Here is a 13,861-nt window from a genome sequence, read left to right on the forward strand (position 1 = left end):
GGCAGGTCAAATGGTTGACACGCTGTGATGCGTCCGCAATTCTCCTTGTTATCCGCTCGTTATAAGCAAGTTATTGGCACGTGATCAAGGAAGATGGGCATGTCATACCTGATAACAACACCTGATGCTCTGGCGGCAACTGCAAATTCTATTTCAGAAATCAATTCTAATTTGAGTGGTTTGAATAACGCCGCGGCGGCTCCGACAACGAAGATACTGGCGGCTGCTGCCGACGAGATTTCGGGAGCCATCGCGGGGTTGTTCAACTCCCATGCACTTGAGTATCAGCTGCTCAGTGCAGAAGCCTCGGCGTTCGCGTCTCGCGTGGTGCAAGGCCTGACGGCGGCCGCCGGGTCGTACGCCGGCGCTGAGGCAAGCGGTGCGTCGTTGCTGCGGGGGCTCGGTCAGCAGGTGTCCAGTGTGGTGAATGCCGCCACCGGACGGGCCGGCGGTGGTGCCGCTGCGGCCGCCTCGGCGTCGGGTGACGCAGCGAAAGCCCAGGCGAGCTTGAGATCGTCCGACACGACGACGTCCGGTACTGCGGCGGCACAGCCCTCCTCAGGCACTGCCGCGCCGCGCGCCGGCACTGCCGGCGCGGGAAGCGGAGTGGGTGCCGCGAGCGCCTCGGGTGGCGGCGCGGCGACGGCCGCGACGACGCCCTCGGCGGCGACGGCTGCGACAGCCGCGACTACGCCCTCGCCGGCGACGGCCGCGACCACGCCCTCGGCTGCGACAGCCGCGGTCGGCGCCGCGACGACTGCGGCCAGCAGTGCCGGCACCGGCCTGACGGCCACTTATGCGACCTCCTCGCAGTGGAATAACGGGTTCGTCGCCAATTACACGATCACGAACACCGGGACCGCCCCTATGAGCAACTGGCAGCTTCAATTCAATCTGCCGGCAAATGAATCCATCACAAATTTGTGGAACGGACACGTGTCACAATCGGGCACGCAATACACGGTGACGCCGGAAAGCTATAACAGCACTATTGCCCCTGGTAGCTCGGTCACTGTGGGGTTCCAAGCGGCGCACTCCGGGTCGTACTCGCCACCGACAAATCTCTTGGTGAACGGCCACCCGGTCGGTGACACGGGCACCGGCAGCACCGGAACGGGGACCGGAACAGGGACGGGGACCGGGACCGGAACGGGCACGGGCACGGGGACCGGAACGGGCACGGGCACGGGGACCGGAACGGGCACGGGCACGGGGACGGGAACGGGCACGGGGACGGGAACGGGGACCGGAACGGGCACGGGAACGGGAACGGGCACGGGAACCGGAACAGGCACGGGAACCGGCAGCACGGGCACGGGTACATCGGGTGGGACGACGACGGGTGGCGGAACGAGCACCGGCGGCACTGGGCTGACCGCGACGTATACCGCAACGTCGCACTGGGACAACGGCTTCATCGCCGACTACAAGATCGCCAACACCGGTACGACTCCGGTGACCAACTGGCAACTCCAATTCGATCTGCCGGCAAACGAATCCGTCAGCAGTGCCTGGAGTGGTCATATTGCTCAATCAGGCACGCATTACACGGTGACCCCGGAGTCGTGGACGCAGACGATTGCCCCCGGTAGCTCGGTGACCGTCGGCTTGCAGGGCACACAGACCGGCTCTTACTCGCCGCCAACCAATGTGATGCTCAACGGCCAGCATGTCACCGGAGGCGGCGGTACGACCGGCGGCGGCACGACCGGCGGCGGTACGACCGGCGGCGGCACGACGGGCGGCGGCACGACCGGCGGCGGCACGACGGGCGGTGGCACATCGACGGGTGGCACCGGAACCGGAACTGGCACCGGCACCGGCACCGGCACCGGAACCGGAACCGGAACTGGCACCGGCACCGGAACTGGCACTGGCACCGGAACTGGCACCGGCACCGGCACCGGCGTGTACTCGCCCTATGTCGACGTCACCCTCTGGCCCGGACCGAACGGCTACGACTTCGCCCCCGCTGCCCAGAACGGGGTGACCCACGCGACCCTCGCGTTCATTAACGCCGACCCCTCCGGTCACGCGGCCTGGGGTGGCTATCCGGCGTACGACGTCACCGGCGGCTCGCAGAGCGCCTTCATCGAAAACCAGATCGCCAGCATGCGAAACGCCGGCATCACCGGCACCATCTCGTTCGGTGGCGCTTCGGGCACGGACCTGTCCGCGGTCAGCGGTCAGACCCCTGCCGCACTGGCGCAGCAGTACGCGTCGGTAGTGAACACCTATCACATCTACAACCTCGACTTCGATGTCGAAGGCGCGCTGCAGGGCAACACCCAGGCGATGTCGACCCAGTCGAAGGCCATCGCCCTGCTGCAGCAGCAGATGGCGGCCAACGGCACACCCGTATCCGTCTCTTACACTCTTCCGGTGCTGCCGACCGGCCTGACCCCGGGGCAGGGCGGGGGCTTGAATGTTCTGCAGACGGCAACGGCCAACGGCGTGAACATCTCACACGTGAATATCATGGCGATGGACTACGGCAACGGATTCGATCAACCTGGGAACCCCGGCATGGGCCAGTACGCGATCGACGCCGCAACGGCCACCCACAGTCAGTTGCTGACGCTGTATCCGTCGATGTCAAGCCAGCAGGCCTGGTCGATGCTCGGGGTGACGCCACTGGTTGGCATCAACGACGACCCGCTCGAGATCTTCACCCTGGCCGACGCGCAGAAGCTGACCAGCTTTGCCGTGCAGAACCACATCGGCGAACTTTCCATGTGGGAGCTGCCGCGCGATGTCTCCGGCACCTTGGGTGCGGTGGATGCCGTCAACGGAAGCGGAATCGTGCAATCCCCGTTCCAGTTCTCGAAGATCTTCGAGCAGATCGAAGGCGCGCCCCGGCTATGAGCGGGGTGTCGGGTGCATGCTCCCCACGAGTTGGCCCAGCAGCGGTGGGATTTCGAGTCGCGGCAATACCACCTCCACGAACACCATGCGGTCCTTGTGTTCGGCGGCGGCCGTGAGCGCCTCGTCGAGTTCGCCGTAGGTTGTCGCTCTGAACGTCAGATGATTGGTGACGCCCAGCGTGTGGGGAACCTCCGTCCAGCGCCAGCCGACGATGTCGTTATATGGCGCGGCTGGTCCGTGGATGGCGCGTTCGACGGTGTAGCCGTCGTTGTTGACCACGACGATGACGGGCGACAACCCTTCCCGGCAAAAGGTGCCCAGCTCCTGCACGGTCAACTGCGCCGCTCCGTCGCCGATCAGCAAAACCGTTCGGCGATCCGGGTGCGCCACCGCCGCACCGACTGCTGCGGGTAACGTGTAACCGATTGAGCCCCAAAGGGGTTGGCCGATAAAGGTGACTCCCCGCGGCAGCACGTGGTCGGCCATGCCGTAGAAAGAAGTACCCTGGTCGGCCAGCACCACGTTTCCCGGAGTCAGCGCCGCGCACAGCCGGTCCCACAGCATCCGTTGCGTGAGCGGCTCGTCGTGTCCTGGTGTGGGGGCCGGTGGCTCGGCCGCCGGTGGTGGGACGGGCTGGGACGTGACCCCCCGCTCGGTCAGGATTGTCGCCAGCGCGGTGAGTGCGGCACTCATTTCCAGCGGCGCGAAAACCTGGTCGGCGACACTGCTTTGGTACTGCCCGATGTCGATGGTGCGAGTCGGATCGATCAGCTGGCTGAAGAAACCGCTGACCATGTCGGTGAACACCACCCCCGCCGTCACCAGCACCGGCGCCTGCTCGATCGCCGTGCGGACGCGTTCGGCACTGGCCGCGCCGGCGTAGATGCCCAGGAAGTTCGGGGAGCTCTCGTCGAGCAGGCTCTTACCCCACATCAGCGTGGCATGCGGCACAACGTCTGCGGCCAAGAGGGACTCGAGTTCGTTGACCGCTTGCAGGCGGTGGACCAATAGGTCGGCGAGCACGGTCAGTTGCCGGTCGCCGATCAGCGTGGCGGCGGCCTCGGTGAACATCGCAAGAGCCCGGGGGCTGGTGCCACCGCCGTAGCGAGGCAACGGGTCGGCAGGTGGCTCGGTAGGAAAGCGGGCCACGTCGCTGGACATCAGGATGTAGCCGGGTCGCTTGTGTTCGCGCACCTCGCACAGCACCCGGTCGATTTCGCGGCAGGCCGTTGCCGGCATCAGATTGGCTTGAGCACAGGTGATTTCGCGACTGATCCGGAAGAAATGCTCGAAGTCGCCATCGCCGAGCGAATGGTGCAGGGCGCGGCGGGTGGCTTGGGCGTCTTTGGACGGGCCACCGACGATATGGACGACCGGCACGTTTTCGGCGTAACTACCCGCGATGGCGTTGGCGAGCGAGAGCTCGCCAACCCCGAAAGTTGTTACCACAGCCGACATTCCGCGAAGTCGACCGTAGCCGTCGGCGGCATAGCCGGCGTTGAGCTCGTTGGCGTTTCCGACCCAGCGCAGCTTCGGATGGGCCACGATGTGGTCAAGGAAGGCCAGGTTGTAGTCACCGGGAACGCCGAAGACCTCCGTGACGCCGAGTTCGGCAAGTCGATCGAGCAGATAATCACCGACGGTGTATGCGGGATCAGTCACGAAAAAGACGGTACGCCAGGCAGTGGATATTTCGCCGACGCGGCTATTCCCGCCGGCCACTGCCCGCGATATCGTGCGGTCCATGGCAATCAAAGAATCCCGCGAGATCGTCATCGAAGCCAGTCCAGAGGAGATCCTGGATGTCATCGCCGACTTTGAGGCGATGCCCGAGTGGTCCGAACCGCATCAGAGCGCCGAGATCCTCGAGACGGGAGCCGACGGGCGGCCCAGCAAAGTCAAGATGAAGGTGAAGGTCGCGGGAATCACCGACGAGCAAGTGGTGGCCTACACCTGGGGTGACAACGAAGTGAGTTGGGAGCTGGTGAGCTCGGCTCAGCAGAAGGCCCAGGACGGAAAGTACGTTCTGGAGCCCAAGGGAAACTCCACCCTGGTCAAGTTCGATCTACTGGCGGACCCGAATGTGCCGCTGCCCGGCTTCGTCCTCAAGCGGGCCGTCAAGGGCACGATCGACTCGGCGACCCGGGATTTGCGCGAGCGCGTGCTGAAGGTGAAGAAGGGCAAGTAGGCGACGGTGGTTGCCGGGGGGCCACTGGCCGGGGTCAAGGTCATCGAACTCGGCGGCATCGGACCGGGTCCGCACGCCGGAATGGTGCTCGCCGATCTGGGGGCAGACGTGGTGCGGGTGCGCCGGCCCGGCGTGGCGATCGCGAGCGCGGCGAAGCCGGGGGAAACGGGTCGCCACCGAAAAGGCGGCCTCCAGATGCCGGCCCAGGACCGTGATCTGCTGCACCGCGGAAAGCGGATCGTGGACCTCGATGTGAAGTCGCAGCCCGGTGTGTTGCTGGAATTGGCGGCCAGAGCCGACGTGCTGCTGGACTGCTTCCGGCCCGGCACCTGCGAGCGGCTCGGCATCGGCCCGGATGAATGCGCGGCCGTCAACCCGCGGCTGATCTATGCGCGCATCACCGGCTGGGGCCAGGATGGACCGCTGGCGTCCACCGCCGGCCACGACATCAACTACCTGTCGCAGACCGGTGCCATGTCGGCGCTGGGTTATCGCGACCGGCCACCGATGCCGCCGCTGAACCTGGTAGCCGATTTCGGCGGTGGCTCGATGTTGGTGCTGCTGGGTATCGTGACGGCGCTCTACGAGCGGGAGCACTCGGGGCAGGGCCAGATCATCGACGCGGCGATGGTGGACGGCGTCAGCGTGCTCGCGCAGATGATGTGGACGATGAAGTCGACCGGCGCGCTACCCGAACAACGCGAATCGTTCCTGCTCGACGGCGGTGCCCCGTTCTACCGGTGCTACGAGACCGCCGACGGCAAGTACATGGCCGTCGGGGCCATCGAGCCACAGTTCTTCGCCGCCCTGCTCCGCGGCCTGGGATTGGCGGCTGATGAGGTACCCGGCCAGCTCGACGCCGGGTCCTATCCGCGGATGCGCGAGGTGTTCACCGAGAAATTCGCCAGCCGAACGCGCGACGAGTGGACCGAGGTCTTCGCCGGCACCGACGCGTGCGTGACCCCGGTGCTGACCTGGGCAGAGGCCGCGCAGGACGCTCATTTGACCGCGCGGTCGACGGTGATCACTGCGCACGGTGTCGAGCAGGCCGCGCCCGCGCCGCGCTTCTCCCGGACGCCGGCCCCGCCCGTGGGGCCACCGCCGGCCGTGATTACGGCGCTCAGCGACATAGGCTGGTAACACAGTATTTGCCCGAACCGTGTCCGGGTGCACGGCGTCGTTGCTAGCTTGAAGTCGGTGGCCGTAAAAGCATCACGAGAATTCGTCATTGATGCGCCCCAGGAAGTGGTCATGGAGGCGCTGGCAGACGTCAGCAATCTGACGTCTTGGTCATCACTGCACAAAAACGTCGAAGTGATCGACTATTACCCCGACGGTCGGCCACATCACGTTCGGGCGACGGTCAAGATCCTTGGTCTGGTCGACAAAGAGATTCTGGAATACCACTGGGGCCCGGACTGGGTGTGCTGGGACGCCGACAAGACCTTCCAGCAGCACGGTCAACACGTGGAGTACAAGCTCACACCCGAGGGCGTCGACAGGACGCGGGTGCGGTTCGACGTCACCGTCGAACCCTCTGGTCCGATACCTGGATTCATCGTCCGGCGGGCGAGTGAGCAGATCCTGGACGCAGCGGCCAAGGGTCTGCAGAAACGTGTTATGGGCGAGGAATACGATCAGGATGCGAAGTGACTTTATTGCCGGTCAGTGATTGCTAGTTTGAACAGCAGTGGCCATTCAAGCATCAAGTGAAGTCGTCATAGACGCACCTCCGGACGTGATTATCGACGCCCTTGCCGACATGCAGGCGGTGCCGTTGTGGTCGTCGGTGCACAAGCAGGCCGAGGTTGTGGAAACCTGGCCGGACGGTCGCCCGCGATATGTGAAGGTCGCAATCAAAGTGGTCGGCTTCAGGGATCGTGAACTGCTCGAGTATCACTGGGGCCCGGACTGGGTGGTTTGGGATGCCAAGAAGACCAAGCAGCAACACGGCCAGCACGGTGAATACAACCTGAGCCGTGTGGGCGACGACAAGACGCGGGTGCGGTTCACGCTCACGGTCGAACCGTCGGCGCCACTGCCCGAATTCCTGGCTAGTCGGGCCCGCAAGAAGATCCTCGATGCGGCGACCGAGGGGCTGCGACGCCGGGTCATGATGGGGCCCTAGCCGTCGCGCAGCCCCGCGAGTCGACTGATCGCTTCGTCGAGAGTGTCGGGTCGTTTGCAGAAGGTGAAGCGCACCAGGTGATTCCACAGTTCGGCGTGCTTTGCCCCCGGATCGCAGAACGCCGACATCGGGATCGCGGCCACACCGACTTTCTCCGGCAGCGCCGCGCAGAAGGCGGTGCTGTCGTCGTACCCCAGCGGCCGCGGATCGGCGCACAGGAAATAGGTGCCGCAGCTGTCGTGGACGGCGAAGCCGATCTCGCTCAGCCCCTTCGCCAGGCGGTCCCGTCGGTCCTGCAGCGAATTGCGCAGGGTCACCACCCAGTCGTCCTGGGTATCGAGCGCCAGCGCCACCGCCGGCTGGAACGGCGCCCCGCCGACGTAGCTCAGGTACTGCTTGGCCGCCCGCACTCCGGCGATCAGGTGTGCGGGACCGCAGGCCCAGCCGATTTTCCACCCGGTGCAGTTGAACATCTTGGCGGCGCTCGAGATGGTGACGGTGCGCTGCGCCATGCCGTTTAAGGCGGCAAGAGGCACGTGGGTGTGCCCGTCGTACACCAGATGTTCGTAGACCTCATCGGTGATCACCAACAGGTCGGACGTTACCGCCACCTCGGCGACCGCCCGCAGTTCGGCATCGCTGAGCACCGCGCCGGTCGGATTGTGCGGTGAGTTGATGATCAAAGCCCTGGTCCGCGGGGTGATCGCGCGTCGCAGGGCATCGGCGTCCAGCGCGAAGCCGCGGCCGTCGGCGACCAGGGGTACGGCAACTCGGTGGGCGCCGGCCATCGCCACCACGGGGGAGTAGGAGTCGTAGAACGGCTCGATCAGCAGCACCTCCGAGCCGGGTTCCACCAGCCCCAGCACCGCCCCGGCGATGGCCTCCGTGGCGCCGACCGTGACCAGCACCTCGGTGTCAGGGTCGTATTCAATGCCGAAATGCCGCCGGCGTTGGGCGGCGATCGCCTGCCTCAGCGGTGCGGCGCCCGGGCCGGGCGGGTATTGGTTGACCCCCGCGCCGATGGCGTCCTGGGCGGCCCTGAGCATTTCCGGCGGGCCGTCCTCGTCGGGAAAACCCTGGCCGAGGTTCACCGCGCCGATCCGCGCGGCCAGAGCCGACATTTCAGCGAACACGGTGGTCGCGTAGGGCTGTAGCCGCGTGACCGTCATGGTGGTCGAGCTTAGGTCCTTAGTTCTGCGACCTCTCGGCTTGAGCGCTTGGCCCAATTGAGCGACGAGCATCGCTACGACTCGAGCTGGACCAGTGCTAGTCCGGCTTCCCAGGCGCATGCGGTCGGCATGCTGGATGGGCCATGCACCGATTGCACCCGCTCCCGGCGAAACGGCCGCGGCACGCGACGGCGAAGACTCAGAAATACCGCGGAAACCCCGCCGCGCCGCGCCCCGCCGCGCGACGATGTTGTCCTGCTGGTCGATGACGATCGGGCGATCGCAGGGTTGCCGTGGTGGTGATGACTCGCTGGAGGTGTCAGATGTCGTTTCTGATCTCGGCTCCGGACCCAATGGGAGCGGCGGCCATGGATTTAGCCGGTCTCGGCGCGACGCTGGGCGACGCCAACGCGGCCGCGGCGGCCGCGACGACGGGGCTGCTGGCGGCCGGCGGCGATGAGGTGTCGGCTGCCGTTGCGGCGGTGTTTTCCGGCCACGCCCATGCCTATCAGGCCCTGGGCGTGCAGGCAGCGGCGTTCCATAACCAGTTTGTGCAGTCATTGCGTGCGGGTGCAGAGACCTATGCGGCTGCGGATTCGGCGGCGGCCTCGCCGCTGCAGAGCGTGCTCAATGTGCTTAACGCGCCCTTCCGGTCGGCGTTGGGGCGCCCGTTGATCGGCAACGGCGCCAACGCGGCCCCGGGCACTGGGGCGGCCGGGGGTGCCGGCGGGATCTTGTGGGGCAACGGCGGGGCCGGCGGGTCCGGGGCGCCCGGCGGGCCCGGCGGGCCCGGCGGGGCCGCCGGGCTGTTCGGCGCCGGTGGGGCTGGCGGCGCGGGCGGGAACTCGAACGTCGCCTCTGGCGGGGCGGGTGGGGCCGGGGGGGCCGGGGGGCTGCTGTGGGGTGACGGGGGGGCCGGCGGTACCGGTGGGTTGACAAGAGCAGCCTTCCGGAGCGGCGGGGCCGGTGGGGTGGGTGGGGCCGGCGGGCTGTTCGGTGCCGGCGGTCCGGGTGGGTCTGGCGGGACCGCTTTCGTGGCTAGCGGGCTCGGCGGGGCTGGCGGTGCTGGCGGCGCTGGGGTGTTTCTGGCCGGCGCCGGCGGCGCCGGAGGGTTCGGAACCGGCACCGGTGGGGCTGGCGGTGCCGGCGGTAGTGCGCTGTTCGGTGCGGGCGGCACCGGCGGCTGCAGGCCCCCCGGTGGCTGAAGCCGCAGACGTTCGCCAACGTGTGCCAGATCTGCGCCAGCGTCGAGCGGGTCTGAGCCGTTAGACGAGATCGCCGATGCACTGACCGCGCGGATCGTCGCCTGCACCCGCGAGCTACGGCTCGGCCCTGAAGGCGACGTCGGCTCGGTGATCGACGCCGGCCAGCGCTACTTGGTCGCCGCCCACGTTGGTGACGCCGTCGGCCGCGGGGCCCGGGTGCTGGCCGGCGGCCGCGCGCGCGACGACCTACCCGGCACCCCGTTCGAGCCGACCGTTCTCGTCGACGTCCCCAACGACGCCAGGATCCTGCGCGAGGAGACTTTCGGGCCGGTGCTGCCGATCGTCCGGGTCCGTGACGCCGACGAGGCGGTCGCGCTGGCCAACGCCACCGAGTACGGCCTGACCGCCTGGATCTGGACCCGCAACCGCTGCGACGCGATGCGGCTGACCCGTCGGGTCCTGGCCGACGTGGTGCTGCACAACGACGCCGTCGCCGTCGCCACGTCGATCGAGACGCCCTGGGGCGGGCAGGGCGCCAGCGGGGCTGGGGTTCACGCGCGGCGAACGCGGTCTGCTGGAGATGGTCGACGAGTTGCACATCTCCGAGGAGCTCGTTCACCTGCGACATGCGTTCTACTGGTACCCGTACCGTCAGCGCAGCTATGACGCCCTGGTCGCCGCCCTGCCGGTGCTGTTCGCCAGCTCGCGCCGGGTCCGGCTGAAAGCGATTGTGCCGCTGGCAAAGTCGTGCCACGGGCTCGGCGCCGCCGCAGCGGGTCGTTGCGGTAGGCCAGCGAACCGTTTTGCCCGGCTTGCGACAATGCGTCGGTGTCGTCAGATCGGCTGTCTTGTTTCCCGAGATCGGGGGTGATCACAGCTTCTATCGCCATCTGCACAACGATGCAAGGCAACTTGTGCGAGGGAGGTAGGCCGGATGCAAGCCGGTTGCGCCGCAGTGGCGATGCCGTACGCGCCGTTGCCAACAGCCAAGTGGAATTGCCGATGCGGTGGCCGAGGCGGGGGGACTAGATCGGATTTCTCGGGTTTGGGCATCCTGCCGGAGTGAGAGACCACGTGGTCGGCGGTGCGCCTAGCATCCAACGATCCATGCGGTCAGATGGTCAACGGATTCGCGGGATCGCTCTGTATGGCCCGTCCACGTGCCCTCGTTTACACTCGCGCGGGTGGGATCGGAAGAATTGAAGGTCGTCCTTGGTCAGCTGGGGGTTACGGCCAGTCAATGGCAAGGCCTTGGCGCCCAACTCGCCGCCACAGCAACGCCGCCGGCAGCTGGCCACCCGTTCCAAGCCACTACCGCGGCGGTGAGTGGTATCGACGCAGCGATCGGCGGTACGGCGGCGGCCTTGGCCACCCGAACTCAGGCCACGGCTGCCGCGGTAGCCACAGCAACCGTAGGTTACGCCAACCAAGAGGCCAGCGCCGCAAGCGAGATGGCCGCCGTGACGCAGGTGACGGTGGTCTAGATGCCAGCCACCCTGTCGCAAATCCGAGCATGGAGCACCGAGCACCTCATCGATGCAGCCGCCTACTGGACTAAGACCGCCGACCAGTGGGAAGACGTGTTCCTGCAGATGCGAAACCAGTCCTATGCGATTGCCTGGAACGGCGCCGGTGGTGACGCGCTGCGGCAACGAACGAGCGCCGACCTGCCGATTGTCAGTGCAAAGGCCGATCTGTTGCGTCAGGCATCTTGGACTGCGCGCAATGGCGCCAGCAAGATCAGTGCAGCCCAGCGCAGGGTCCTCTATGCCGTCCAGGACGCTCAGGACGCGGGATTCACTGTGGGAGAAGACTTATCGGTCACTGATGCCCGTGCGAGCAGTACGGCGGCAGAGCAGGCCGCTCGACAAGCCCAGGCGCATGCATTCGCCGGGGATATCCGCTTGCGCGCGGGACAGCTGGACGGGGCAGAGGTCAAGGTTGCGGGCCAACTTGCCGCCGCAGCCGCTGGTCTCGGTAGCGTCGGCTTTGCGGAGAACCCGATCTCCAACCCTGTTGCGCAAGCTCCGGCCACCTACCGCAATGGAATCCAGCTGGCCGACTTCAAACAGAACGGCGGCGACCCACCTCCATTTGCGCCGTGGGACACCCCTGATGGAACGCCGACGCCGCCACAGCCCGCGTTCGTTCCGCGGTACCAGCAGGACCTCACCGCACCGCCAGCGCCTGCACAGCCGGGTCCACCGATGCCCGCATCCCCATCGCCGGCGCCACGACCCGCGACCGGTCCGGGCAGCGCCGCCTGCCAGCAGAAACTTGATGAGCAGCAGCAAAGCCTGCTGCAAGACCTCGGGGGCGCGACCCTCGGTGGCGCGGTCTTGGGCGGTCTGGCTGCAGGAATACCGACCGAGGGCGTCGGTGTCATCCAAGGCGCCCTAGGCGGAGCTTTAATGGGCGGCGTGGGCGAGTTCCTCAACGAAACCCGAAAAGAACATCCGCTTCCACCACAATGCAAATGAGCTATCTACCCCTGATCATTGCTGCAGTCGGGGTCGGTTTGATCATCGCTGCTCCGGCACGATCACGGCGAGCCTGGATCACGTTGACGCTACTGCTGGCCGCCTTGGGTGCCGTGACCGTCATCGACTGGTACCTGCACCGGCCCACCGGCTCCGACGTCACATATTTGGCCACAGCAGCGATGATCGGCGGATTGACAGTGTTCATCGGCAAGAAAGCCCGGGACTCACGAAGCTGACCTCACGATCGATTGCGCTTCTTGGTCCACGCCGTGACGGTGGTGATACTTGTAAGGCGAACCCACCGCCGCCAACAGGCGACTAGTCGTGGCCGCCGAGCAATGCGCATCCCCACTCGCCAACGCTGTCACCGTCGACGACCGGGGCCGACGGCGTCAGCCGAAGCCACCCGACGAATCGGCCCAAATGTTCTAGACGGACCGTGCGCCAAATCGACCCCGTGCGAACCAAGGAACTCGAATTGATCCCGCAGATCGAACGCATAGGAACGCACCGTGCCCGGTGAAAGCTTGATCGCGCTCAGATGCGCCAGGATCTCATCGACCTCATCCACCACCGCGAACCGCTCATCTACCACCGTCCACGACTCCGGGCCACCACCCGAGGACCGCACCTGTTGAACCCGCAACGCTGCCTCCTGGGTCCTTAGCAAGCGATGGAAAGTACTAATGGCGAAGCTAACGACACCGACCGACAACACCGCTCCTAGCTCGATCTCCTACTACCTGTGCTTGGCAAGCAAAGAGATACCTGGCAGATTTGGTCGATCTCGCCCCACCCGGACTGCAGTGCTGAAAATAGCCCAAGTGACCTTCTGGCATGAAGACGCAGCTAACGCAAGCTTCCTGCACCGATTGCAGAGCCTGATCGCCGGGCAAGGCCGGCTGCTCGTATTCCTTGGAGCCGGGCTGTCGTTTGGTGCTGCCCGGTTTCAAAGTCGGTTCACGTTCGACTACAACCGCTATGACCGCTGGTGGCCCCGCGACTTCCCGTTCACCGACATCGTGCCCCACGACGATGACTTACCGTTGCCATCCTGGCCGCAATTGATCAACCGCATGTGCCGCGAGATCGTGAGCCAATCGGAAGCAAGGGAACATGATTCACTGCGAGCTTTCTTTATTGAGGAAGGGCCGCTCGACTGCGCGCAGCTGTTCCGCCAGACAGTCGGCGACGCTAACTACCGCGAGTTCCTACTCTCCCAATTCGACGCGTCGCGTTACCCATTGGTACGGACCACGCCCAGCCATACCGCGCTTGTCCATTTGAATCTGCCATTGGTGTTTACAACGAACTATGACGAATTGATCGAAGACGCGTACCGGCAAGCGGACCTGCAACTGCGGGTCAGCATCTCCGAGCAGCAGTTCAAAGCACGGCGAGCCGATACCCCGGCACACCACTTGGTCAAGCTACACGGATCGATCGACCAGCCCGAGACGATCGTGTTGACACGCAGCGACTACGCGCGGGCAAGAGCCCAGCGCAAAGAAATGTTGAGCTTCCTCCGGAACGAGATGATCGAAACCGCATTCCTGTTCGTCGGCTTCAGCCTGAGCGACCCTAACTTCAACCTGCTCCACGACGACATCCGCCTGGTATACGGCATGAATGTGCCCGCCTCCTACACCGTCCAAGGACGCCGCGACCCGGTAAAGCAGCGCTACTTACGTTCTCTGGATATCAATACGATCTGGCTTGACAGTTGGAACGACCTCCCCGACTTCTTGACAAGGATCGGCCCAGCGGAAGCGCTCGCGAAGTAGAGTGTGCAAACCGTCGTAACTTCGGCCTAGGGAACTTAG

At 65.7% G+C, this 13,861-nt stretch carries 13 protein-coding genes and 1 pseudogene; 11 read left to right on the forward strand and 3 right to left on the reverse strand.

What is annotated here, in order from left to right; all coding sequences use genetic code 11:
- Nucleotides 1–99: 99 nt before the first annotated feature.
- The gene (locus ACX9NE_RS20015) at nucleotides 100–2,865 is read left to right on the forward strand and encodes a cellulose binding domain-containing protein (RefSeq protein ID WP_459370752.1); all 2,766 of its coding nucleotides are present in this window, start codon (nucleotides 100–102) and stop codon (nucleotides 2,863–2,865) included.
- Here the strand turns inward: ACX9NE_RS20015 and ACX9NE_RS20020 are convergent.
- On the reverse strand, nucleotides 2,860–4,557 hold the full coding sequence (locus ACX9NE_RS20020) for an alpha-keto acid decarboxylase family protein (protein ID WP_459364265.1): 1,698 nt from the start codon (nucleotides 4,555–4,557) through the stop codon (nucleotides 2,860–2,862). The two genes, ACX9NE_RS20015 and ACX9NE_RS20020, sit on opposite strands and share 6 nt — an antisense overlap.
- Nucleotides 4,558–4,609: 52 nt before the next feature.
- Here ACX9NE_RS20020 and ACX9NE_RS20025 point away from each other — a divergent pair, with 52 nt between their 5' ends.
- Genes ACX9NE_RS20025 through ACX9NE_RS20040 form a run of 4 tightly spaced genes read left to right on the forward strand, consistent with a single transcriptional unit; the run spans nucleotide 4,610 to nucleotide 7,181 of the window.
- On the forward strand, nucleotides 4,610–5,053 hold the full coding sequence (locus ACX9NE_RS20025) for an SRPBCC family protein (protein WP_459364223.1): 444 nt from the start codon (nucleotides 4,610–4,612) through the stop codon (nucleotides 5,051–5,053).
- A 6-nt stretch (nucleotides 5,054–5,059) separates the two neighbouring features.
- Nucleotides 5,060–6,193, forward strand: coding sequence for a CaiB/BaiF CoA transferase family protein (locus ACX9NE_RS20030; RefSeq protein WP_459364222.1), 1,134 nt, complete (start codon nucleotides 5,060–5,062; stop codon nucleotides 6,191–6,193).
- A 57-nt stretch (nucleotides 6,194–6,250) separates the two neighbouring features.
- The gene (locus ACX9NE_RS20035) at nucleotides 6,251–6,706 is read left to right on the forward strand and encodes an SRPBCC family protein (protein WP_459364221.1); all 456 of its coding nucleotides are present in this window, start codon (nucleotides 6,251–6,253) and stop codon (nucleotides 6,704–6,706) included.
- 37 nt (nucleotides 6,707–6,743) lie between these two features.
- Nucleotides 6,744–7,181, forward strand: a complete 438-nt coding sequence (locus ACX9NE_RS20040) for an SRPBCC family protein (protein WP_459364220.1) — start codon at nucleotides 6,744–6,746, stop codon at nucleotides 7,179–7,181.
- Here the strand turns inward: ACX9NE_RS20040 and ACX9NE_RS20045 are convergent.
- A complete protein-coding gene (locus ACX9NE_RS20045) occupies nucleotides 7,178–8,350 on the reverse strand; it encodes a pyridoxal phosphate-dependent aminotransferase (protein ID WP_459364219.1) in 1,173 nt (390 codons plus the stop codon). The genes ACX9NE_RS20040 and ACX9NE_RS20045 overlap by 4 nt on opposite strands.
- A gap of 323 nt (nucleotides 8,351–8,673) precedes the next feature.
- Here ACX9NE_RS20045 and ACX9NE_RS20050 point away from each other — a divergent pair.
- The 5 genes and pseudogenes from ACX9NE_RS20050 to ACX9NE_RS20070 all read left to right on the forward strand — a co-directional run.
- Nucleotides 8,674–9,552 (forward strand): annotated as a pseudogene (locus ACX9NE_RS20050) (PE family protein); the annotation flags it as partial.
- A gap of 72 nt (nucleotides 9,553–9,624) precedes the next feature.
- Entirely contained in the window at nucleotides 9,625–10,221 is a 597-nt protein-coding gene (locus ACX9NE_RS20055; RefSeq protein WP_459364264.1) for an aldehyde dehydrogenase family protein, read from the forward strand.
- Nucleotides 10,222–10,739: 518 nt separating this feature from the next.
- Complete coding sequence (locus tag ACX9NE_RS20060; protein ID WP_459364218.1) at nucleotides 10,740–11,039, forward strand: hypothetical protein; 300 nt, start codon at nucleotides 10,740–10,742, stop codon at nucleotides 11,037–11,039.
- Entirely contained in the window at nucleotides 11,040–12,035 is a 996-nt protein-coding gene (locus ACX9NE_RS20065) for a hypothetical protein (RefSeq protein ID WP_459364217.1), read from the forward strand.
- Nucleotides 12,032–12,274: a hypothetical protein gene (locus ACX9NE_RS20070; RefSeq protein ID WP_459364216.1), complete on the forward strand. Its 243-nt coding sequence runs from the start codon at nucleotides 12,032–12,034 to the stop codon at nucleotides 12,272–12,274. Before ACX9NE_RS20065 ends, ACX9NE_RS20070 begins: the two co-directional genes overlap by 4 nt.
- Nucleotides 12,275–12,402: 128 nt before the next feature.
- Here the strand turns inward: ACX9NE_RS20070 and ACX9NE_RS20075 are convergent, their stop codons facing one another.
- Entirely contained in the window at nucleotides 12,403–12,684 is a 282-nt protein-coding gene (locus tag ACX9NE_RS20075; RefSeq protein WP_459364215.1) for a hypothetical protein, read from the reverse strand.
- Between the two features lie 178 nt (nucleotides 12,685–12,862).
- Between ACX9NE_RS20075 and ACX9NE_RS20080 the strand changes: the two genes are divergently transcribed.
- A complete protein-coding gene (locus ACX9NE_RS20080) occupies nucleotides 12,863–13,822 on the forward strand; it encodes an SIR2 family NAD-dependent protein deacylase (RefSeq protein WP_459364214.1) in 960 nt (319 codons plus the stop codon).
- Nucleotides 13,823–13,861: the final 39 nt, after the last annotated feature.

This window comes from Mycobacterium sp. ML4 (assembly GCF_054515735.1).